This window comes from Mesorhizobium sp. L2C066B000, assembly GCF_000502335.1.
In the GTDB taxonomy this organism is placed as follows: Bacteria; Pseudomonadota; Alphaproteobacteria; order Rhizobiales; family Rhizobiaceae; genus Mesorhizobium.
On the sequence record NZ_AYWZ01000004.1, the window covers coordinates 405,329 to 427,219 of the forward strand.

The window sequence follows — 21,891 nt, forward strand, 5'->3', positions numbered from 1 at the left end:
CGTTCTCCAAACGAAGGTCAGGAGACGTCCAAAAGCAATCTGGCGCCGCCTGAGGATAGCCTGCGGGCACTACGAGGGAGAGGTCGACCTCGGCGACATTCCAACCGGCCGGCACGGGCACCGCCGGAATAGTAACGACCTGCGTTCCATTAGCTTGTTTCGCGATTGTCGCATTCGGAAAACGCGCCCTCAATGCCGCGAATTGTTCTTCGATAATCGACATCAGCCAAACGTCGCCGGAGGGACAGTGTAAAAGTGCATCCCATTTTTGATAGATACAGCAGAGGTATCCCCGACAACTTCATCCGGATCGTTGCCATGCCCCTCTAGGAAGAGCTGGTACTGCTGGTCCTTCTGAGCGAGCTCTTTGAGCTGGGCGCCGGTCATGGTTGTCTGCTCAACCTCGAAGTGCTGGCCATCAATGTGGATCGAGAAACGCGGGTGATCTTCCTTGGCCATCTCAGCTCTCCGTCCAGTTCATGCTCTGGTCCGCTAGCAGAATTTTGTCTAACCGTGAAGTGGCGCGTTCCGAGAGATCGGCGGCGGCGCTCCTCTTCTTGACAAGCGTACCGTGCGGCCAGCCCGGGCATTTCCGAGCCCTTGTTGGGGCTAACAACTCCCCGGGCCTCAGTCACGGATGTCCACTTTTGGCGGACAGATGCCCTCACGCAGAAAGCAATGTGGTGTCTGCTTTCGGGCAGCGGCAACGGCTGACTCTAAGAACGACATTGGGCGCAAAGCGGACCGGCGCTTGGAATGTCGATTAGACTAGCTAAGGCCAAACATCGAACGGCACGGTATGTCAGCAACGCATCAAGTAAAGTCCAATCTCATCCGAGATTATGAATCGCTACGCCCGGCACAACAGTCTTGGCGATCTCGCACAGGTGCTGATGATGCGTGAGGTAGATTACCTGACCGGCACTCGCCATCTCTCCAAACAACCGGAAAACCTCCTCTGACCGGAAATGGTCGAAGGTTTCCATGATGTCGTCGGCAATGAAGGGCACGGATGGCCGACACTGTGCGAACTCGTAATATCCTGCAAGCCGCAGGGCTAGATAAAGCTGAAAACGCGCGCCCTTCGACAGAGCGTCCGCGACCTTGGACTGCCCGTCCCGCTGTAATGCGATCAGCACTTCGCCACCCTTGACCGGTTGGGTTGTCAGGCCTGAGTACTGGCCACGCGTCATAAGCGCGAAAGCGTCGGATGCCCGCGCCATCATTCCGGATCGATGGCGCTCCCGATAGACGCGCAGAGCGTTCCCGGCGAACATGAACCCAATTTCAGCTCGATGTAGCGGATCGCCTTTTCTTCGATCTCCAGAAGGACCGTGCGCCGCTCGGCATCTATGCGGGCAACAGCGCTGTCGCCGCCGATATCGTCCAGCTTGTCGGCCGCTCGCGTCTGCCGAATGAGTTGTTGCTGTATCGCCTCGTCAGAAGCGCGAAGCCGTTGCTCGGCCTCAGCCTTCTCGATTGCGAGACTGTCGAGATCGACAGCATCCAATATCGAACGCGCCTGCTCGAACCCTTCCACTGCGAGTTCGGACGATACCTGCTCCTCAAGTTCGGCGACGGCTGTGCGCAGGCGATCCCTGTTGCGCAGGAGTTCGTCGCGTTGCACGACGTCCGCCAGCGTGGCCACGCCAAAGACGCTTAGAACCTCGCTCTTGCGGCGCTCATGTGCCGAAATCTCGCCATCGAGGATCTCACGCGCTTCCTGCAGGCGCTGCAGGTCATTGACGAGATTTGCCTTCGCCTCGCGCGTGCGTTCGGCGCGCTCCAGGCGCTCGGCAAGTCGGATCGCTAGCTGTTCCGGTTCTTCGTTGTCCGCCACCTCGCCCGCCTCGGCTGCAACGGCGGTAACCTCAACCAGGAAACTGTCCCTGTCCGCCTCCATCTTTTCGATGCGGAGCTGCATGGCGTCCCGGTCTTGAAGACTCTTGGACAGTTCAGCCAATTGATCGAGGACGCTGCCGACGCCGGCCGCCGATATGCCGCTCTCGAGCCAGGTGCCCTTGAGCGCTTCGGCAACGCCGGCCAGCCATTCGCCCTCACGTCGCTCTGCCACGTCGACGGCTCGCCGCCTAGCTGCCAGATCCTCTTGCCGTGTACCAACGGTGTTGAGCGTCTCGGTACGCTCGGCGTCCACCTTGAATTGCCTGTCAAGGAACAACTCTGCCACGGCGATGACCGTCTCAAGGCTGTCGGCGGGATCTGACCCGACGCCGACACTCGCCAGGGCCCCGCTCAGCTCCAGGCGTATTTGGTCTCTCTCATTAGCCGCCCGCTCGGTTCTCTTGCGGGCAAGTTCGATTTCATCCCAGGCCGCGAGCGCTTCGGTCCGGGCAGCAATGCGATTCTCGATCAGCTCAATCAGCCGTTCGGAGGAAATTTCCAGGCACTCTCCGAATAGCTCTCTTGCCGCTGCGCGAATTTCCGAGAGTACGGCCTCCCGGTCCGAGCTGTTGCGCGCAAGTTGGTCCCGCGCATGCGCGATGGTGGCAGCAGTTTCGGCGAGGCTGCGGCTTGCCGTCCGAATCTCAACGAGCTCCCGTGCGTTGGCCAGACGGCCTGCTCCGACACTGTCATCTCGAGCCAGTGCTGCGGCGAACTCGTCCGCCGTGTCCCCAGTGAGGTCATCGCGATGCCGTGCCCAGGCCTCATGCCGGGCGCGACGAATGACGGCGGCGGATTCATCATCGCTGACATTGACCGAGGGGCGAAGGGCATCCAGCCGCACCGAAAGCAAATCGTGATTGCCCTGGTGCTCGGCAAGACGTTCGGAAAGTACGCCCCTGCTCTTACCGAGCTCTGAGGCCAGCGCCTTCCATGCGCCAAGCCGCCCAGCATTCGGAATAGCGATCCTGGCCAATGCCTGCGCATCTCCCGACCAGGGATGCAAGGGCGCGCTCGCGGCCTCCCATCGAATTGCACCTGCATCTGCGGCCTGACGTGCCGCCTTGGTCTCCCTCATGTGCCCGCTGGCCCTTGCCGTAGACAAAGCCGAAACCAGCCTCGCCCTGGCAGGCTCGGGCACGGCCCGTTCTTCGCCGACCCGCTCGCGTGCCGCCTGATGCGCATCAGCAGCTGCCGCGGCCTCCTCGCGCGCAACGGGCACGCTGGTAACGATCCCGGATCGCTGCTCGACCATGGTGCGCACAGCGCCAATGGTTGCAGCAGGCAAAAGCAGTTTGGCAGGGTCTGGCTCGGAGGATTTCCCCAAGGCGGCGAGGCAGGTCGTCACGGCATTGTTGAGGATCTGCAACTCCGTCCTGCGACTTGGCAGGTCCAGGCCGGCCGACACGTGGCGCACCTTGCGGTCCGCCAAGCCGCGGACCCATTCGGAAATCGCAAGGATCGTGGCGTCCACATCGATCGAGGCGATTTTCGTCGTCACCCGCTCGAGCTCGCCCGCACTCGCGGATAGCCGCGTTCTCAGGCTGGCGTCGATCTCGATCATGTCGGCGACGCTGCCCGTCCAGGTCCGTGACGGTGAAGCGATCTCAGGCAACTCGGCTAGCTGGGCTTCCTTACGTCGGATATCGGCAAGGATCGGGGTCGCGCGAAGATACTTCGCGATCGCATCGAGCCGAGCCGACAACACCGACCGTTCGGCGATGCTGCGGTCGTATTTTTCTGTCGCGTCCAGGCGCTCTGTCTCGAGAGTTTCGATCGTCGACGCCAAGGTGTCGATCGACTCCCTCCCAGACTTCAGTTCCGTAAGCCGCTTCTTGAGCAGCGCAAGCTCGGTTCCGTGTGCCTGCTTGCGATAGAGCCTGTCCGCTTCGGCCTCCAGCACGCTCAATGTATCGCTTGCGTGCCCAAGGCCGGCGCTGGCCGTGAATAGCAGCTTGCCCAGGTCGCCGCGCGATTCCAGGATTGATTTTCCACCTGCTTCCAGCGTTTCGTCGTCCAACGAGAACATGGTCTCGTATGCGTCGCGAGACAGCCCGACGAGATGTGCTGAAATCGCCATTTCGCTGACCGGTTGGCCAGTCTCGTTAAGCAATGAGTTGTTGCGCTGTTTCGTGCGTGTGAACGAGTGCTCCGCACCGCCAAGTTCGAGCACACCGCCGATGCGCATCGCGCTGTACTCGTGCAGGAAATTGTAGCGGCTGCGTTCCTCGATGCGAACAGCAGATCGAGATAGCCGGAAAGCGCGGTCGACTTGCCGGCTTCGTTCAGGCCGAAGACGATATGCAGGTCGGGACCGGATTTCGGTTTTGGCCCGAAGTCGATCGTCCTGTCGGTGAACTTGCCATAACGGATGAGATCAAGTCGCCTGAGCCTCATTGTGACCCACTGGCCTTGAGGCGGGCGGTGACCAGGTCGGCGCCGTTGGCAAGCACCCTGTCGAGGAATAACTCCAGCCCAGCCTCGTCCTTGCCGGCGAAATCGCGCCCGTCAGGCGGAAGGTCCGAGATCATCTTCTGGACCAACGCCCTCGCCTCGGCACGGAAAGCTTCCGAGCTGGCATCAGCGCGCATAGATTGAGCGAGTTCGAAAATCGGATCAGCGACGCCCTCGGATGTTTCGGCTGCGGATGGAGAAACGTTAAGCTCGAGCTTCTCCACCCAGGTGTCTCCCGTCTGTTCAGCGACCTGCTCAGCTTCTGCGAGCAGCAGGTCGCGGTCACGGATCAGCGCCCAGGACAAAGGTGACGCCCCGGTCAGGCCGAGACGGACGACAACATGACGGGATCTGACGAAGGCGCGAATATCCTCGAGCGCGGAGCGGACTCGCCCGACGACTTCGGACCATTCCACCGTTTCGGTCAAGTCGACGTTCACACGCTCGAATTGGGCGATACCGGTTAGCCTTTCCTCGATCTCAATGGTGCGGTCGTCTCGTATGGTCACCAGGGTCACGGACTTCTCTCCGGCCTCGTTGATGTCCCTGCCCTGCGGAATTCCTGGCATCACCACGGTGCTCGCCCCAGGATGGACTTGGCGGACGTGGATGTGCCCAAGCGCCCAGTAGTCGAAGCCATGGCTATGCAGGTCAGCCACGCTGCAGGGAGCGTAGACGTCGTGGCCGGGCGATCCGGCCAGACTGGTGTGCATGATGCCGACATTGACCGCGCCTTCACTCGGAGCTGAATACTTGGGAAGCAGACTGTCCGGCGCTTTGGGGCTCGCGAAGCTCAAGCCATGGAACATGACGTCCAGCCCGCCGGCTGTTTGCAGCACCGATTGGGAACGGCCGCTGAAGATCGTTACCGCGTCCGGGAATACCAGCTGTTTCGATATCCGCGACATTGCGTCATGATTGCCACGGATCTTGAAAACTTTGATGCCGGCCTGGTGAAGTCGTGTCATTTGCGATGCCAGAAACCGCGCCGTTTTCATGGATGTTTGGTCGCCATCATAGAGATCGCCGGCAATGACCAGTGCATCGACACGTTCCGTAAGGCAGAGGTCAACTGTGGAAATGAATGCCTGGCGGCTGGCGTCTCCGACAAGTTCGAGTCGAGATGGATGTCGGCCGTGTGTACGAATCGAAATGCCATTGAGCGGTCTCCGGCTGCGAACATACCGGTGTTCGATCGTGGTCCGATAGAAGAATTTCAAGCCGCTGTATTGGCTTTCTATCGCGCTGGATGGAGTTGAAACTGGCCGAGCTTGGCGTCCGGCCACAACGGGTGACGGTATCGTTGCCAGCTCCACCACATCATTGCGGAGCATGGGTTCACGCCGCTCGGCTTTCGTTGATCGTCAGTCATGCTTTCGACCGCTCGACCGAAGCCGTTCTTGCATGCCTGCGAGCGACGCCAATTCGAGCACGATGTGCCAAGGGAGAAACCTGAGGCTTAGGTTCATGGCGTCACAAAAACCACAGTCGGCATGTACTGGACCTTCAAGTGTTGGATACAAGAAAAATAGTATCGCCTGATCCGGTTGGAGATTGACTTTATGTCCCGATTACTTATCGGAGTGACGGCTGATCGGGGGAGACAAATTGACAGTTCAGGACGTGCAGGCGGCCCCGCCCTCTCAGGTGACGGTTTGGGATGAGCTGGAGATTTGGGCGAAGGATTTCTCGCCCTGGCAAAAGCTGACACTTGCTTGGGCGGTGCGCTATGGCGTTCTTGCTGCTGAGCAGATCGGGCAGGTCTATAGTGTCTTCCTGCATGGATTCGGACTGGCGGACGAACCAAGTCCAAAGCTCGAGATTCCGGCAACAATAACCGGCAAAGCGAGCGGGCTCGCCTCCCAAAAACCCCGGCTCTTGCGAATTCATGACGTCAGCGGCGTAAATGCGCTGACCCCATCTGCCGAGCTGGCTTTTTCGCCCCAACTGACGCTCATCTATGGTGGAAATGGTGCTGGAAAAAGCGGCTTTGCGCGCATCCTGACGAATGTGTGTTTCAGCAGAACTCGGCACGCGATCATTCCCGACATTTATGATGATACCGCTCCAAGAAAAGCCTCGGCCACCATTGTCTTGGTCGATCACGCTGGCAACGAAATCCCACTCGTCTTCGATGGAACGACGGAGCATGCCGAGCTGAAGAGGTCTTTTGCAGTTTTCGACAGTTCGGTGGCGGGAAAGCATTTGTCCGACTCGGGACCTCTTGGCTTCAAGCCGGCAGGTTTTGACGTATTTCCCGAGATGGCGAGGGTGTATGGTCTGTTGGCTCAGAAGCTGGCCGCCGCCATCGATGTGCGACCAAAGCAAAATCGCTTCGTAAACGCTTTCATCGGAAACGTAACGGCCGCTTCGGCGGCGGTTGCTGCACTGGGGCCAAAGACCGACCTGGTGGCTCTACGGAAGCTAGCCGAGTACGGTAAGGACGAAGATGCCCGACTTGAGGAAATCCAGCGTTTGACGTTGGAATTGCAGTCCACCTCGCCGGAGGAGAGCATTCGACGGCTCACGGAAGCGCGTATGCCGGTCGAGGTTCTGCGTGACACGTTAAAGCAGGTACGCGCAGGTCTTTCGAAGACTGAGCGGGATGGGGCAAAAAGCCTACTTAGGGAATTCAACGACACTGCCAAGAAAGTAGCGGCAACCGGTACGGCATCGTTCAAATCGGAAAAGCTGAAGGGTGCCGGTGGGCCGGAATGGGAAAAACTCATTACAGCCGCTTACAAGTCGGCTGCCGTTGAACACGATCATTATCCAAACGACGGTGACAGTTGTTTGCTTTGCCAGCAACCGTTAGGCGACCAGGCCATTGAACTCTTCGGGCGATACTGGGAATTCCTCACCAGTACGGACCGAACGGCGCTGATGGCCTTGGACACCAAGATCAAGGCCAAGATCAAAGGTTTCGAGAGCCTAACCCTCGATATTTTCGGCGAAGACACGGTTGCGCGAACATATCTCAAGGCTGCGCATCCCTCACTCGATGAGCAGATTATTCAGCTCCTTGCCATCCTGAAGCTTGACCGAGATGCCATCGTTGTAGCCTTGCAAAAGGCAGGAGAGACATTTCCAGGCGACGGCACCATGGATTTGACGCCAGCATTTGAGGCTGTGATTACAAAGATTGACGCGGATATAGCAGATTTGAAGCTTCTCAGTGTCGCGGATGCCATCGCCAAGCTCGACGCAGAGAGGGTGGAGCTTCGTCATCGCGAAGTTCTAAGCAAGAATCTCGATGACATCGAAAAATACGTATCGGATCTCAAATGGTGTGAGGTCGCTGACTCTAAGGCCAAGCCGGCTTTGAGCCCCCGCCGCCTCACCGAGAAAGAGGGGGAACTGTTTTCAAGGGTCATTGCAGAAACCTACAGATCGCGACTCGGACAAGAGTGCTCCGGACTCGAATGTGCCATCCCGGTTGAGTTTCGCACCAAGGGCCAAAAGGGGCAAACGATCCGCTCGCTTGCCATCAAGGAATTCGCTTTGGATCAAATCCTGAGTGAGGGTGAGCAAAGGGCCGTTGCCTTGGCGGACTTTCTGACTGAGGCCGCTCTCAATGAGCTCAATGCCGGGCTGATTTTTGATGATCCGGTAAATTCCCAGGACCATCAGCGCAAGGAACGTATCGCTAGCCGGCTGGTTGAGGAGGCAAAGAGCCGGCAGGTCATAATATTCACACACGATCTCTTATTTTTCACCAAGGTTTGCGGCGCAGCGGAAAGAGCCCAGATCGAACCAATGATGCACTGGGTTCAAAGAGGCGCCAACGATAAACCTGGATTCGTCAGCCTTAACGACGCCCCAATTTCCACGCCCCAGTATCTCAAAACCAAGCTGGCGGAAGAAACGTTGGCCCAAGCGCAACAGCTCCTCGGCTCGGCTCGGGTAGATCTGGTGCGCAAGGGCGCCGGGCAGCTACGGCGCACAATCGAGGAAGTGGTGCCGCACCTGTTGCTCAAGCAAGTTGTGAGACGTTGGGACGACCGCATCATGGTGACAGCACTTCGTCGCGTCATGTGGGATCAGATCCTGATCGAAGAAATCATCGAAGTATTCGAGATGTGTTCGGCCATGATGGAAGGCCATAGCCATACGGAGGCCGGCACAGAAGCTCCTCCGACCATCGAAAAGCTGGGGCAGCTTGTCGAGCGCGCCAAAGCGATCATCACCAAGGCGAAACCGGATAAGCCTAAGAACTAGAAATTACAACGGAATGGGCGCGAACGGGTTCGCGCCTGGTGTCGAGCCGCTGACTGGCGAGAGCGGATGGACCATGCGCTCGGACGACCAGACGAGAGCCTCCTTTCGACCAAACGGCCAGTTGCTCCTGCTTGTGCTCCGGCAAATGATCAATGCTGGTTTTCATTTGATCAAGTCTGGTGAGCGCAGGTGCGAGTCGACGTGCCCGTTATAACAGGCTCGGACATGTGCGAAAGGCTGCCAGAGGCGAGTGCGGGCAACCGGTCCCCGCGGTCATGCGACTTCATGCGTCGTATGATTTCCCAGCGCGTTGGCCGCGATCAGGGGCAAGTCCTTGGCGCTGATTCTTTCCACCATTGTGACCAATGTCATCAAGTGATCGCTCAGGAACGTGTCGAACTTGGCCAATGCGGGCTGTGCTAGTCGTGCAGCAAGTTCTTGCCCGTCTGGTGCCGGCGAGCCAGCTATATCCTGCAGTGCTTCCATAACCTTCGCTGCCTCGCATTCCTGAAGCTCAATGGCATGCCCGCAATGCGATGCTTTGAACTCGCGGGCCAGCAATGCCAGGGTTTAGGGTCTGCAGCTTCCTGGTTCCGACCCAAGGGAAAATCAGGACCCCCTCTCCATGCGAAATGGTTGAACTGGCCTGCTGCCGGTTTCGTGGACACCGAGATAAGGTGCCTGGCGAAGGACTATCCCATGGTCGCTCCGAACATTCGGCCGCCCGATCAGCGCTGGCAAAATCGTTAGGTTTGGGAAGGAAGGCTGCTCCGGCCAAGAAACCTTCCTAAAGCGTAAAGCGAAAGCCTGATCTCAAATTGTGCGAAACGCTCGCTGGGACCGGCGGCAACGCGGTCAGGATCAAGAGCCTAGCTGCTCCAAAACGACACTAAGCGCTAACCTTTGTCCAGTGTGGAAGATGATTGCCTTCGTGGTTTCTCAGACGCGCCGGCGCCCGGCAGACCTTCCTTTCTGGCCTTGGCAAACGCCCGGTCGCCTTCCAGGAACCCGACCAGCATAAAGGGGATCAGTTCCGCCACCGTTTCGGACTCGCCATAGGTCTCACGGTAAAGTGCGGCATAGTCGTTGAGTGCTTGGCTCAAGTCGGCGGCAACGGTGATGGTGATCTTCGAAGGTGTCCGGTCCGGAAGTTTTCCGAGTTTCAGGTTAGCCATGAAGTCCTCCTGTTTACCCCGTGTATGGCCGCAACACGAGGTCCTTGTGCACGATGACGCGCAACGGCCAACCAGGGCGGACGGTGATCGTGGGTTGGACGTTCAGGTTCTTTTCAGTGATCCGTTGGCCGGCTTGACTGACGTTCTGCTGGGTGGATTCACGAATCGCCTTGACTAAGTCGCTTTCGTTTTCCCCAAAGGTCAACTCGGTACCAACCCCCAGCAATGTGGCCACGGCGATGCCCTTGATCAGCTGCCAAGTATGGAAATCCACCTTGTCCTCGAGCCCGGCATACCCGGCCGCGTCGGTCACGGGCAGATTGTCGATTTCGATCGATGAGCCGTCCGGCATCACAATGCGTTGCCACACCAACAGAGCGCGCCTTTGGCCAAAGGCTACAACGCTGTCGTAGGTGCCGATCAGCCGTGAGCCCTGCGGGATGAGCAGGATGCTGCCGGTGACGCTGTCGCGCACATTCTCGGTAACCTGCGCGACGACGAGGCCGGGCAAGTCGGAATTGATGCCGGTGATCAGGCTTGCCGCAATCACGCTGCCGGCCATGATCTGATAGGGCGAAGCCGGCGTCTGCAGCGCATGCGGATTGTAGATCCCGCTGGTGTTCCGTTGATCGATAAAATCGAGCTTGCGCTGTTGGTTGTTCTGGTCGCCCTCGGCCGGGGCGACGGAAGCTCGCGTGCCTTCGGTATCTGGCTGCTGAGGCGCCGTCTCGAAAGGTGAACGTCCGCCCTGCCCATTGCTAAGAGCTTCCGTTTGCTGGAGTCGGTTTTCGATGCGGAACAGGACTTGCGACTCGCGCGCTTCAATGGCTTGTTGTGCAAGCCGCTGCGCCTCGGCGGAAACGTCTTGCCCGGGCGCGATGCCAAGCTGGCGCTGGTGCTCGAGAATAGGACGGCCGAGATCCCCGGGCAGCGGCGGTCCAAGCACCGGAGCCTTTGGCTTAATCCCGGAATAGTCTTTAGGCAGCGCTTCGAGTCCCTCGGCGGTCGGCTTGCGGTCGGTGCTGTAAAGCTCTTCGGCCTGCTGCTTCAGGCGCAACGCAGGCCCCTGCAGCGCCATCAACGTGACGCCAAAAACGGCGCCGGAACCAACAGCAGCGATCGCGACGATTATGCCGCGCCTGAACCGCACCGCTCCGCGGGGCGAGGCTCGCAGCTGCAGCTGTTCGGGATTGAGCTTCGGCGGTGCATTCGGATGGGAAGTATCGGTCATGAGCCTCCCCTCACCTGCCAAAACGCGAAAACAGCGAAACCCGCAGCGGCGGTTGCCGACCGTCGGTTCTCGTAATGCGCACCACCTGCTGCTGTTTGGTGCCCAGCCTTAGCTCGGCCGCAGCAAAGAGGCGATCGACGATGTAGTAGTTGCCGTGCATCCGATAGTTGACGAGCTGGTTGTCCCCGTCAGCACCGACGATGAAGAGCGGTGGCGCCTCGCCCTGATCGATGCGCTTCGGGAACTCTATGTAGACCTTGCTGCCATCATCGAAGGCGCGCGTCGGTCTCCACGGCGGCGTGTCGCCGGTGATCGAATAGCGGAAGCGGATGTTTTCGAGTGCTACGTTCGAGGCCGCGGGCATTTCAGCCTCTGCCTGAGCGTTGCGCCGCCGAAGCGCCACGAGTTGGTCTTCGCTGTAAATCCAGGAGAGCGCCGCCATGGCAGTTTTCTCAGTGCTTTGAAGCTGCAGGTGATAGGATCGCCTGTCCGTCGTGATGACCAGATTGGTGGCAAGCCCCGGCGCGAATGGCTTCACCAGCACATGAGTGCGCTGGTCATCGCCTGAGCCACTAACGGTGTCACCGATCACCCAACGGACCGTATCGCCGGCTGAGACCGAGGTCAGCTTCTCGCCCCGCTGCAATGAGATATCGGTGACGCGCTCCGGCGCGGCGTAGAGCTGGTAGAGCGCGCCGTCGGCAAAGGGGTAAACCTGCACCGCATTGACATAGCCAAACTTGGTGGGTTGTTGCGTCGCCGCCTTGTTGGCATCGGCGACCTGTTCTTCCGGCGAGCGCTTATCCGGGGCGGGCTTGCCGGGTGCGGGCATCAACTGACCAGGCAACGGTAACGGTTTCGGCACTTCCACGACCTTGACCGGCTTCTCCGGCGCCTTCTCGATCGCGGCTGGTTTGAAGTCCTCGTGGTCATAGGAAATCTGAGGCGGCGGCACTGGCTTCGAGGCACAGGCCGAAAGAACCGCAGCAGACGCCGACAGGATCAAGGCAGCACGAAGCAATGGGGCTCTATTTGTCATTGGCGGGCTCCTTAGGGGAAACGGGGGTTGGCGCGGCGCTGTCGAGCTCGCGCGACCAGTCGATGCCGTTGATGAAGACGCCGAGCGGGTTCTTGCGCAGCTGCTCGGTTGTCCTAGGCGGGCGGATGAGGATGGTGAGGATCCCGATCCAGCGCGTCGTGCTGGCGAGGCTGCCGCGCTCGAACACCTGCTCGGTCCATTTGACCTGGAACGAGCTGTCGGAAGCCCTGACCACGCTGGTCACCTGTACTGACACGCTGCGCGTGCCGATTTGGCCGAAAGGGTCGTTCGCCTTGGCATGTTCGTTGAGGAAGAGCGCCGCTCGGTCGGTGGCAAAGTCGTAGGCCGACAGCCAATTCTGCCGCACCAGAACCGCATCGGTGGAAACCGAACGAACATTCTGGATGAAGCGGCTGAGATGCCAGGCGATCTGGGCATCGTCGGGCTGGTAGTTTTGGACTGCCGGCCCGACCGCGTGCGCCTCGCCAAAGCGGTCGACCTCGACGACATAAGGCACGACGCGGCCCTGCATCGACTGCCACAGAAGCCCACCGGAAAGCCCCGTCGTCAGAGCCAGGCAGCCAAAGGCCATGAAGCGCCAGTTCTTGGCCTGCACGCGCGCCGCGCCGATGCGCTCATCCCAGAGTTGGCTGGCCTTCTGGTAGGGTGTTACGGGTTCGGGCGTCTTTCCATAACGCTGAACGGGTCGCTTGAAGAGCATCTAGTCTTCCTTGTCATTGAGGGAGGGATTGGCGCCGCTTCCGCCCCGATCTCCATCGCGCACCGCCTGCGTGGCAGCATTGCGATGGGCGCGTGCGGTCTGTTCGGAACGCAGACGCCTTGCCCAGGCAGGCGCGGCCGCGGGAGCTATAACTGGAGAGCTTCCGCTCATCGAGCTGGTCGGCATGCCGCCGGTCGCGGTCCAGTCGGCATCGCGACCGGCGTCGGCACTACGGCGGAATGGTTCTGCTGCGGATCGCATTCCCCGCACCGCGGCGCCGCTAGCGGCACTCGCAACCCCCTGCAGCCCAGCAGCTACCCCGGACAGCCCGGACTCGGGCGATGTCGCGCGCCCCGTCTGCCAAGCGACGGTGGCAGCGGACCCCATGGCGGCGCCGGCACGGACTGCGGCGAGGCCGCCGCCTGTTGCCATGCGCGCGCCGGCAAACGCTGCGCCTCCGGCAACGAGCGTTGATCCAGTTGCGGCCGCCGTTGTTCCAAGTGCCGCGCCGGCGCCAAGCTGCGGCGCGCCGGAAACAAGACCCGAGGCAATCCCGGGGCCGAAAATGCCGAGCCCAAGCAGCGCCAGCGCACCCAGCACCTGAGACATGGCCGCCGCCAGGTCCGGCTCCTGGCCCTGCAGGGCGGAAGCGAACTCGCCAAAGAGCGTGGAGCCGATGCCGACGATGACGGCAAGCACCATCACCTTGATGCCCGACGAAATCACATTGCCGAGCACGCGCTCGGCCAGGAACGCCGAGCGGTTCCAGAGCGCGAAGGGCACCAGGACGAAGCCGGCCAGCGTGGTGAGCTTGAACTCGAGGATGGTGATGAAGAGCTGGATGGAAAGAATGAAGAAGGCGATGAGGACCAGGAACCAGGCCAGAAGCAGCACGAAGATGGTGAGCGCGTTACCGAAAATCTCGGGGAAGCCTACTAGCTGGCTCGCTTGATTGAGGAGCGGCCAGGCGCCCTCGAAGCCGGCCGCGGCAATGCGGCCTGGCCGCAGGAGACTGTCGGCGGACAGGTTGCCGGCCGATGCGTTGATGCCGAGACCGGCAAAGGAGTGGTAAATTATGTCGGCGAGGTTCTTGAAATTGTTCAGGACGAAGGCGAAGGCGCCGACATAGAGCACTTTGCGAACAAGCCGGCCGAGAATGTTGGGCTCGCCGCCGAACGCCCAGACCAAGCCCGCGAGCGTGACGTCAATGCCGATCAGAATGGTGGTGAGAAAGGCGACGTCGCCCGAAAGCAGACCGAACCCACTGTCAATGTAGCGGGTAAAGGTCTCCATGAAGCGATCGATGACTCCGAGGTCGTTCATGTCGCCGCCTTCCTCGTTGTCTTGAAGAACTGCCGCTCAGTTGCCGGGATAAGCCGTGCCGGTGCCCAGGAAACGCTTCGTCGTCTCGCGAGCGGCTTCCTCAGACTGCGCCTTGCGCGCCGCATCCTCGGCTTCGGCCCGGAACTGGGTCGCAAGCAGCGTCTGGATCTGCATCTGCTGCTTGGTCGAAAGCGCGATCAGCTGATTGGTAGCCTGGCTTGCCTCGAGGACACCTGCCGCGCCCTGACTGCGATTGACGAGATCGGCAAGCAGGTCGCCATCGGCCTGCACGTTCTCGACGATCTGCGACTGCGCGCTCATGGTCTGGCGGAACGCCTGCATGGCGCTCTGCCAGCGCTCGCGCGCGGCGCTCGCCACATTGCTGACCTTGATGGTGGCGTCGTAGCTTTCCGGATATTGCTGGCGCCACTGGTCCTGCAGCTTGTCGAGATCGAAGCTCAGGCCGCTCGCCTGGGTCATCAGACCGTCAATCCGTTGGAGCGAGCCGGTAAGCTGGCCCACGGAAGAGAAATCCAGGCGCTGAAGGTTGCGCGCCATGTTCTGCAGCATGGTCGCCTGGTTCTGAAGCGACTGGATTTGGTTGTTGATCTGCTCCAATGCGCGTGCTGCCGACAGCACATTCTGCGTATAGTTGGACGGGTCAAACACGATGAGCGCATAGGCCGGCTGGACGTAGTCAGCCATCGGTTTGGCAATCAGGGAAACGGTGACCAGGCTAGTAAAAAGGCGGCGTCCGATCATGACGATTGCTCCTTGTTAGGTTGAGGAAATTGCTGGAGAAGCTCGGCAGCCCAATCCAGGCCGCGCGCACTGAAGAAACGGGCGGCAAAGCTGCCCTGCCCTTCTTCGGAAAGAATATTGTCGATCAGGGTCTGCGCGGCCGGGTCGGAGGCGCCGCAAAGCGCAAGAGCGATCGGGCCTAGCCCGAGCTCGAAGAGGCGATTGCCGCGGCGCGACTGCAGATAGTAGTGGCGCTTCGGCGTGGCGCGGGCGACCAATTCGATCTGTCGCTCATTAAGACCGAAGCGCTCATAGGCTGCCCGTGCCTGCGGCTCCACCGCACGATCATTGGGGAGAAAAATGCGCTGCGGGCAGCTCTCGATGATTGCGGGTGCGATAGAAGAGCCGGCGATGTCGGCAAGCGACTGCGTCGCGAAGATGACGGAGACGTTTTTCTTACGCAGCACCTTAAGCCATTCGCGGATGCGGGCGGCAAAGAGCGGGTTGTCGAGATAGACCCAGGCCTCGTCGAGCATGAGCAGCGTCGGCCGCCCGTCAAACCGGTCCTCAAGACGATGGAACAGATAGGTGAGCACAGGCAGCACAGCGCCTTGGCTGTGCATCAGCTCCTGGGTTTCGAAACACTGCACATCCGAGATGGCCAGCCGGTCGTCATCGGCATCGAGCAGGCGGCCGAATGGTCCGTCGAGCGTGTAGGGCATCAATGCCGATTTGAGCGCATTGGACTGAAGCAGGACCGACAGGCCAGTCAGCGTGCGTTCCTGCGCCGGCGCGGTGGCGAGGCTGGTGAGCGCCGACCAGATTGCCTCCTTCACCTCCGGGGTGACGGTGACATTCTCGTGGGCAATGAGGCCGGCGATCCATTCGGCCGCCCAGCTCTGTGTGGCCGGGTCGTCGATGTGGCGCAGCGGCTGGAAACCAAGCGCACCATTCGCACCCAACGCATGGTGGTCGCCGCCCATGGCAAGCGCGGCGGCGCGGGCCGAATTGCCTTTGTCGAAGACATAGATTTGCGCGCCAGCGTAGCGCCGGAACTGCAAAGCGATCAGGGCAAGCAGAACCGACTTGCCGGCACCGGTCGGCCCGACAATCAGCATGTGGCCGACATCGCCGATATGGGTCGAAAGCCGAAACGGCGTCGAGCCGCTGGTTTCGGCGAAAAGAAGCGGCGGAGCGTAATCGCCGGTGACCTCGGCAAGGTGCTCGTTCTCCGCTGGACCTGCCCACACGGACGACAGCGGCACGAGATGGGCAAGGTTAAGCGTGTGAACGAGCGGCTGGCGAACGTTGGCGTAGACATGACCCGGCAATGAACCAAGCCACGCTTCGACGGCATTGATGCTTTCGCGAATGGTGGTGAAGCCGAGCCCGTTGACGATCCGCTCGACGGCGCGAAGCTTTTCCGCGGCGGCTTTACGGTTCTGATCCCACACCGTCACCGTTGTGGTGAGATAGCCGAAGCCGACATGATCGCCGCCCAATGCCTGCAGTGCTGCATCGGCATCGAGCGCCTTGTTGTCGGCGTCGCTGTCGACGAGAGGCACCGGTTCGTTGGTCACCACCTCGCGCAGAATAGCCGCGATCGATTTGCGCTTGGCAAACCACTGCCGCCGGAGCCGAGTCAGCGTCTTCGTGGCTTCCGCCTTGTCGAGTGGAATGAAGCGCGTCACCCAGCGATAGGCGAAATCCTGGTTATTGAGCGCATCAAGGATTCCTGGCCGGGTGACGTTCGGAAAGCCGAGAACTGTGAGCGTGCGCAGATGCTGCTCGCCCAGCATCGGCTCTAGGCCGCCGGTCAGCGGCGCGTCAACCAGGACGCCGTCGAGATACATTGGCGTTTCCGGCACGGCAACCGGATGACGGCGTGTCGAGATCGTGCCGTGCAGGTACGTCAGGGTCTCGGCATCGTCGAGCGCGCGCACCTCGGGCACGAAGCCCGAAAGAAGATCGAGAACGCGGTCAGTCTCGTCTCGGAACCGGGCAAGCTCCTGGCGCCAGTCTCTTTCCCCTCCCAAGTCATGCGAGTCGACGAGAGCACTTTCCGCGCGCGCTTGGCCATCGGGCCCAGGCATGAAGACCAAGGTCAGATGATAGATGCTCTCGAAATGCGCGACCTTGCCCTCGAAGGCCGCGCGCCGTTCCTCATCGATCAGCCATGAGGCAGCATCGGGAAGGGCCGAGCTCGCATAGCCCAGCGCTTCGATGCGCTCGGCCTCGAAGAATAATGCCCAGCCAGAGCCGAGCCTTCTCAGCGCATTGTTTGCCCGCGCGCATATGCCGATGAGTTCGGCCTCCGTCGCGCTTTCAAGGTCGGGGCCACGAAACCGCAATGTCCGTTGGAAGCTGCCATCCTTATTGAGCACGATGCCGGGCGCGACGAGTGCTGCCCAGGGCAGATGGTCGGCAAGCCGGTCGGCTTTGCCGCGGTATTCGGAAAGCTTCAGCATGCAAGCCAGCCCTTTTGACGAAGATGACGGACAAGCACGCTGGCAAAATCCGGATCACGCCGTGCGGCAAAGACCGCGAGCGTGTGGCCGGCGATCCAGAGGATCAGACCGGCAATCCACTGCTGCAGGCCTAGGCCGATGGCCGCGGCCACCGTGCCATTGAGGATCGCCACCGCCCGCGGCGCGCCGCCGAGCAGGATCGGCTCGGTGAGCGCCCGATGGACCAGAACCTCGAAGCCTTCGATATGCTGCTCTCCGGTGCTCATCAGACGACTGCCCCGCCGCCAAAGGAGAAGAAGGAAAGAAAGAAGCTCGAGGCCGCGAAGGCGATCGACAGGCCGAAGACGATCTGGATCAGCCGGCGGAAACCGCCCGCCGTGTCGCCGAAGGCAAGGGTCAGACCGGTGGTGATGATGATGATCACCGCGAGGATCTTGGCGACCGGCCCCTGCACCGATTCCAGAATCTGCTGCAGCGGCTGTTCCCACGGCATGCCGGAGCCGGCAGCGTGGGCCTGGGCCGTGAGAAGAAGCGCGACGGCGGCGAACGAAAGAAAGCGAAGCTTATTGCGCATGAGGTGACCTTTCAGAGCTGCTGGAGTTGCGGAAGTGTGAGCGGGGTGACGGCGTAATCGCCGCTGCCGTCGAGACCCGTGACCTCGGCGATCGCGTCAACGCGGCGCGCGGGTCCTCTTCCGGCAATAAAGATGACCAAGTCGACGGCATCGGCGATCAGCCGGCGGGGAACGGTGACAACCGCTTCCTGGGCGAGCTGCTCAATACGATAGAGTGCGGAGCGTGCCGAATTGGCGTGAACCGTGGCAATGCCGCCGGGATGTCCGGTGTTCCATGCCTTCAGCATATCGAGCGCTTCCGCGCCTCTGACTTCGCCGACGATGATGCGGTCGGGCCTCAGCCGTAAGGTCGAGCGTACGAGATCGGCGAGTGTGATGGAGCCCCGCCTCGTCCTCATGGCAACGCAGTCCTTGGCCGCGCATTGCAGCTCGCGGGTGTCCTCAATCAGGATCACCCGCTCATCGCATTCGGCGACTTCTGCCAGTAGAGCATTGGTAAGTGTCGTTTTGCCCGACGATGTGCCGCCGGCGACCAGGATGTTGCGCCGCTCGCGCACTGCCTTCCTCAGGGCATCAGCCTGCAGCGGGAGCATGACGCGATCGGCGACGTAGTTGGCCAGCGTGTAGAGTTTTGCCGCCGGTTTGCGGATGGCGAAGCATGGCGCCAGCACGACCGGCGGTAGCAGACCCTCGAAGCGCTCGCCTGATGGCAATTCGGCACTGACAATCGGACTATCTGCATGCGCCTCGGCGCGTACATGGGAGGCGACGAGCCGGATGATGCGTTCCGCCTCGGCAGGATGCATATGCACGCCTGTATCGACCCGGCCTTCTCCCAACCGGTCGAGCCTCAGCGCGCCGTCGGGGTTGACCATCACCTCGATGACGGTCGGATCGGCAAGGGCCTCGGTGATCGCGGCGCCCATGGCTGTGCGCAGCATGGCTCGGCGGCGGTGGTCCGCTGCGGGATGAGAGTTCATCCTTCGCCTCCGTTGCCATTGCCGTAACCAAGCGAGCGCTTCCCGGAGGCTATCTGGCGACCGACCTGCTCGACGAATTTGTCAAAGCGCTCTTGGGCGATCGCCTGTGTCGCCCGATCCGGAATTGGCGTGTGCGCATGAAGCGTGATTGAAAAGCGGATTAAGAGCGCGAGGCTCTCCAGAGTTATTTCGGCGTCGCGCCTGACATGGTCGAGATCGCGGGAAAGACGGTCCAGCCGCTTGCCGTAGCGCTGGTCGAGCTCGTTTTCACCACGCCGTTCGATGAAGGCCTCGACCGCTTTCGCGACGATTGCCGATTTCGTGGTCGACGGGTTGCGGCTGAGGGTTTCCAGCTTCTCGCTCAATTCGGGTTCGAGCAGAAACTGGTGGCGAATGCGACGGGGCTTCATACGTCTCGTTCCGACTGGCCGGCGCTGATGCGCCGGTGCGAACGAACATCGCCGAGATCCGCAAAATCGGTTATGGGCGTTATCTACGCCGAGATACGCCTCAGTTGCGGAAAGCGTTCAGAAGCCGGGGATGATGTCCTTGTCGTCGCCCCTTCCCTCGTTGAGGCCGTAGGCGCTCGCCGCGGTAGAAACCCGGTCCATGACGCGCTTGTCTGCGAGTGCCTCGGCGTCATCGTCCGACAGATTGAAGAGGTCATCCTGATCAGGCTCCCGAGAGACGACGACGTGGTCTTCAGGCAGGCCGGGATGACGCTGCTGTTGCACGCCGCTCCCTTCTTCGATTGCCGCGCCGGCGTGTTCGTCATCGGCAGCGAGACGGCGGTCAACACTGCGGACTTGTCCGCTCCAATCGTCGGGGCGCGACGCAGGACAGTCCGCGTACAGACCGTCGCGCAACACCGGCGCCGGCAGCACCCGTTCGGTGAAATTCGGATCCTGGTAATAGCGCAACTTCTGGGCGCGGATCGGCGGCAACCCGGAAACAAGGATTAATTCGTCAGCTTGCGGCAACTGCATCACTTCGCCAGGCGTCAGCAGCGGGCGAGCGGTCTCCTGGCGACTGACCATGACGTGCGAAAGCCAGGGCGCCAGCCGGTGGCCGGCGTAGTTGCGCATGGACCTGAGTTCCGTCGCCGTACCGAGCGCATCCGATATGCGTTTGGCCGTGCGCTCGTCGTTGGAGGAAAAGGCAATGCGCACATGGCAATTGTCGAGAATGGCGTTGTTCTCGCCATAGGCTTTGGAGATCTGGTTCAAGGATTGCGCGATCAGATAGGCGCGGATGCCGTAACCCGCCATGAAGGCGAGCGCGGTCTCGAAGAAGTCGAGGCGACCAAGAGCCGGAAATTCGTCCAGCATCATGAGCAGTTGGTACTTGCGGCTTTTCTTCGGGTCACCTTCCAGCCGCTCCGTCAGTCGCCTGCCGATCTGATTGAGCACCAGTCGCACCAGTGGCTTGGTGCGCGAAATATCCGATGGCGGCACCACTAGATAGAGCGACATCGGTCGTTCCGCATCCATGAGGTCGGCAATGCGCCAGTCGCAGGCCGATGTTGCCGAGGCAACCGTCGGATCACGATAGAGCCCGAGAAACGACATTGCGGTCGAGAGAACGCCAGAACGCTCGTTCTCTGACTTGTTCAGCACCTCGCGAGCCGCCGAGGCCACGACGGGATGGACCCGAGGTGTGTCCGCCGTGCCGAGGTGGTTGGTGGTCATCATCCGCAGCAGTGTCGCGGCAAACGAGCGTTGCGGATCCGACAGGAAAGTGGCGACGCGCGCGAGCGTCTTTTCTTCTTCCGCGTAGAGCACGTGCAAGATGGCCCCGACCAAGAGTGAATGACTAGTCTTCTCCCAATGATTCCGCCGCTCCAGCGCGCCTTCCGGATCGACGAGAATGTCCGCGATGTTCTGAACGTCGCGGACCTCATCTGAACCCCTGCGCACTTCCAGCAGCGGGTTATAGCGCGCCGATCTCGAGTCGGTCGGATTGAACAGGAGGCAGAAAGAGAACTTCGACCGCCAGCCGGAAGTCAGCTGCCAGTTCTCGCCTTTGATGTCGTGAATGACGGCCGAGCCGGTCCAGGAAAGAAGCGTTGGAACGACCAATCCCACGCCCTTGCCCGAACGTGTCGGCGCAAAGGCCATGACATGTTCCGGCCCGTCATGTCGCAGATAGTGATCCTTCAGTTTGCCAAGGAAAACGCCGGCCGGCTCAAACAGGCCTGCCTTCTCGATTTCCCGAGCCGCGGCCCATCGTGAGGAACCGTAGGTGGTGACCAACCCCCTCTGCCGCGCGCGCCAGAGGGAGCCAGCTATTGCGGCCGCACACCCCAAGAATCCGCTGGCTCCGGCAAGCATGCCGGCCTTGTCGAAGACCTCAGGCGCATAGGCGTCGAAGTGAAACCACCATTCGAACAGTTTCCACGGCTTGTAGATCGGCCGGGCCGCCGCGGCAAACCATGGCGCGCCAAGCTGCGGCTGAAAGTCCAGCATGTGGGCGCACCATTGCGTTGCCGCCCATACGCCAACGACGACGATGGCGAACACAACTACGATCTGGCCGACAAGGAGCTTCGTCGGTGTCACGGGCACAGCCTCCACTGTTTGGTAGTAGATGGAAGCAGCATGACGTGACGTTTCAGAAAATCGAAGATACCCAATATACGCGCCCGTGCGATGCAGTGAACGTTGCAGGCTTGGAAGATTGGGCGCCAAGAAGTGTCATCGCGAAGGCGACGAGCGAATGACTTGTTTGGGGCCGGTGGCAGACGGTACGCTATCGGGAAGGTCCAGCGAGAAGCGGACATGCTAACGACGAAAGAACAGGTCCGGAATTGGCCCTAAGCTGACATCATCAGCTTTCCAAGCTTACGACAAGGGTTCGATTCCGTTCACCCGCTCGAGCACTTAGTTGATCTCGTGCGCTGGCAATAACTTGGCACGAGAGTCCGACCACGCGCTCTTTTCGCCAGGCGCGCATTGAACTGCGTTAGGGCTGGGGTTGGGAGGCGTAGGTGGTGCGCTCACAACGCCTATCCGTTACAATTGCATGCTCCTCGGAAAGATTACCGGCGGTGATGACGGCCCGCAGTA

At 60.8% G+C, this 21,891-nt stretch carries 17 protein-coding genes and 2 pseudogenes; 1 reads left to right on the forward strand and 18 read right to left on the reverse strand.

What is annotated here, in order from left to right:
* Positions 1–222: 222 nt before the first annotated feature.
* The 5 genes and pseudogenes from X733_RS152035 to X733_RS01000000166200 form a co-directional block, all read right to left on the reverse strand.
* A complete protein-coding gene (locus tag X733_RS152035) occupies positions 223–459 on the reverse strand; it encodes a multiubiquitin domain-containing protein (protein WP_023818698.1) in 237 nt (78 codons plus the stop codon).
* A gap of 371 nt (positions 460–830) precedes the next feature.
* Positions 831–1,226, reverse strand: coding sequence for a hypothetical protein (locus tag X733_RS1000000170765; RefSeq protein WP_023818699.1), 396 nt, complete (start codon positions 1,224–1,226; stop codon positions 831–833).
* Positions 1,223–4,090, reverse strand: coding sequence for an AAA family ATPase (locus X733_RS01000000166195; protein WP_023818700.1), 2,868 nt, complete (start codon positions 4,088–4,090; stop codon positions 1,223–1,225). Before X733_RS01000000166195 ends, X733_RS1000000170765 begins: the two co-directional genes overlap by 4 nt.
* A 101-nt stretch (positions 4,091–4,191) precedes the next feature.
* Positions 4,192–4,299: pseudogene (locus tag X733_RS1000000170770) on the reverse strand (AAA family ATPase); the annotation flags it as partial.
* A pseudogene (locus X733_RS01000000166200) lies at positions 4,296–5,515 on the reverse strand (exonuclease SbcCD subunit D). The pseudogenes X733_RS01000000166200 and X733_RS1000000170770, both read right to left, overlap by 4 nt.
* Positions 5,516–5,964: 449 nt before the next feature.
* Here X733_RS01000000166200 and X733_RS152030 point away from each other — a divergent pair.
* Complete coding sequence (locus X733_RS152030) at positions 5,965–8,574, forward strand: AAA family ATPase (RefSeq protein ID WP_031193258.1); 2,610 nt, start codon at positions 5,965–5,967, stop codon at positions 8,572–8,574.
* Positions 8,575–8,847: 273 nt separating this feature from the next.
* On the opposite strand, the gene X733_RS0134675 is transcribed toward X733_RS152030, so the two are convergent.
* The 13 genes from X733_RS0134675 to X733_RS151970 all read right to left on the reverse strand — a co-directional run bounded on the left by X733_RS0134675 (position 8,848) and on the right by X733_RS151970 (position 21,384).
* On the reverse strand, positions 8,848–9,060 hold the full coding sequence (locus X733_RS0134675; protein ID WP_023818703.1) for a hypothetical protein: 213 nt from the start codon (positions 9,058–9,060) through the stop codon (positions 8,848–8,850).
* A 410-nt stretch (positions 9,061–9,470) separates the two neighbouring features.
* Positions 9,471–9,749 carry a DUF2274 domain-containing protein gene (locus X733_RS152025; protein ID WP_023708012.1) on the reverse strand — a complete coding sequence of 93 codons (279 nt, stop codon included), beginning with the start codon at positions 9,747–9,749 and terminating at the stop codon, positions 9,471–9,473.
* Positions 9,750–9,762: 13 nt separating this feature from the next.
* Positions 9,763–10,980, reverse strand: a complete 1,218-nt coding sequence (locus tag X733_RS152020; protein WP_023818704.1) for a TrbI/VirB10 family protein — start codon at positions 10,978–10,980, stop codon at positions 9,763–9,765.
* A gap of 10 nt (positions 10,981–10,990) precedes the next feature.
* Positions 10,991–12,019 (reverse strand): P-type conjugative transfer protein TrbG, encoded by a 1,029-nt coding sequence (gene trbG, locus X733_RS152015; RefSeq protein WP_031193260.1) that lies wholly within the window; start codon positions 12,017–12,019, stop codon positions 10,991–10,993.
* Entirely contained in the window at positions 12,009–12,740 is a 732-nt protein-coding gene (gene trbF, locus X733_RS152010; protein ID WP_023818706.1) for a conjugal transfer protein TrbF, read from the reverse strand. The genes trbG and trbF overlap by 11 nt, the downstream gene beginning before the upstream one ends.
* Complete coding sequence (gene trbL, locus X733_RS152005) at positions 12,741–14,063, reverse strand: P-type conjugative transfer protein TrbL (RefSeq protein WP_023818707.1); 1,323 nt, start codon at positions 14,061–14,063, stop codon at positions 12,741–12,743.
* Positions 14,064–14,099: 36 nt separating this feature from the next.
* Complete coding sequence (gene trbJ, locus X733_RS152000) at positions 14,100–14,825, reverse strand: P-type conjugative transfer protein TrbJ (protein ID WP_023818708.1); 726 nt, start codon at positions 14,823–14,825, stop codon at positions 14,100–14,102.
* Positions 14,822–17,272 (reverse strand): conjugal transfer protein TrbE, encoded by a 2,451-nt coding sequence (trbE, locus tag X733_RS151995; RefSeq protein WP_023669262.1) that lies wholly within the window; start codon positions 17,270–17,272, stop codon positions 14,822–14,824. Before trbE ends, trbJ begins: the two co-directional genes overlap by 4 nt.
* Complete coding sequence (locus X733_RS151990; RefSeq protein WP_023689361.1) at positions 17,266–17,538, reverse strand: VirB3 family type IV secretion system protein; 273 nt, start codon at positions 17,536–17,538, stop codon at positions 17,266–17,268. The genes trbE and X733_RS151990 overlap by 7 nt, the downstream gene beginning before the upstream one ends.
* The gene (locus X733_RS151985) at positions 17,538–17,846 is read right to left on the reverse strand and encodes a TrbC/VirB2 family protein (protein WP_023818709.1); all 309 of its coding nucleotides are present in this window, start codon (positions 17,844–17,846) and stop codon (positions 17,538–17,540) included. The genes X733_RS151990 and X733_RS151985 overlap by 1 nt, the downstream gene beginning before the upstream one ends.
* Positions 17,847–17,857: 11 nt before the next feature.
* Entirely contained in the window at positions 17,858–18,826 is a 969-nt protein-coding gene (gene trbB, locus X733_RS151980) for a P-type conjugative transfer ATPase TrbB (protein WP_023669259.1), read from the reverse strand.
* The gene (locus X733_RS151975) at positions 18,823–19,236 is read right to left on the reverse strand and encodes a CopG family transcriptional regulator (RefSeq protein ID WP_023669258.1); all 414 of its coding nucleotides are present in this window, start codon (positions 19,234–19,236) and stop codon (positions 18,823–18,825) included. Before X733_RS151975 ends, trbB begins: the two co-directional genes overlap by 4 nt.
* A 117-nt stretch (positions 19,237–19,353) precedes the next feature.
* Positions 19,354–21,384, reverse strand: a complete 2,031-nt coding sequence (locus X733_RS151970) for a conjugal transfer protein TraG (protein ID WP_023818710.1) — start codon at positions 21,382–21,384, stop codon at positions 19,354–19,356.
* Positions 21,385–21,891: the final 507 nt, after the last annotated feature.

What these genes read in the sequence shown, in the direction of transcription:
- X733_RS152035 (WP_023818698.1), bottom strand. Translation starts at nt 459, where the DNA reads ATGGCCAAGGAAGATCACCCGCGTTTCTCGATCCACATTGATGGCCAG.
- X733_RS1000000170765 (WP_023818699.1), bottom strand. Translation starts at nt 1,226, where the DNA reads ATGATGGCGCGGGCATCCGACGCTTTCGCGCTTATGACGCGTGGCCAG.
- X733_RS01000000166195 (WP_023818700.1), bottom strand. Translation starts at nt 4,090, where the DNA reads ATGCGCATCGGCGGTGTGCTCGAACTTGGCGGTGCGGAGCACTCGTTC.
- X733_RS0134675 (WP_023818703.1), bottom strand. Translation starts at nt 9,060, where the DNA reads ATGGAAGCACTGCAGGATATAGCTGGCTCGCCGGCACCAGACGGGCAA.
- X733_RS152025 (WP_023708012.1), bottom strand. Translation starts at nt 9,749, where the DNA reads ATGGCTAACCTGAAACTCGGAAAACTTCCGGACCGGACACCTTCGAAG.
- X733_RS152020 (WP_023818704.1), bottom strand. Translation starts at nt 10,980, where the DNA reads ATGACCGATACTTCCCATCCGAATGCACCGCCGAAGCTCAATCCCGAA.
- trbG (WP_031193260.1), bottom strand. Translation starts at nt 12,019, where the DNA reads ATGACAAATAGAGCCCCATTGCTTCGTGCTGCCTTGATCCTGTCGGCG.
- trbF (WP_023818706.1), bottom strand. Translation starts at nt 12,740, where the DNA reads ATGCTCTTCAAGCGACCCGTTCAGCGTTATGGAAAGACGCCCGAACCC.
- trbL (WP_023818707.1), bottom strand. Translation starts at nt 14,063, where the DNA reads ATGAACGACCTCGGAGTCATCGATCGCTTCATGGAGACCTTTACCCGC.
- trbJ (WP_023818708.1), bottom strand. Translation starts at nt 14,825, where the DNA reads ATGATCGGACGCCGCCTTTTTACTAGCCTGGTCACCGTTTCCCTGATT.
- trbE (WP_023669262.1), bottom strand. Translation starts at nt 17,272, where the DNA reads ATGCTGAAGCTTTCCGAATACCGCGGCAAAGCCGACCGGCTTGCCGAC.
- X733_RS151990 (WP_023689361.1), bottom strand. Translation starts at nt 17,538, where the DNA reads ATGAGCACCGGAGAGCAGCATATCGAAGGCTTCGAGGTTCTGGTCCAT.
- X733_RS151985 (WP_023818709.1), bottom strand. Translation starts at nt 17,846, where the DNA reads ATGCGCAATAAGCTTCGCTTTCTTTCGTTCGCCGCCGTCGCGCTTCTT.
- trbB (WP_023669259.1), bottom strand. Translation starts at nt 18,826, where the DNA reads ATGAACTCTCATCCCGCAGCGGACCACCGCCGCCGAGCCATGCTGCGC.
- X733_RS151975 (WP_023669258.1), bottom strand. Translation starts at nt 19,236, where the DNA reads ATGAAGCCCCGTCGCATTCGCCACCAGTTTCTGCTCGAACCCGAATTG.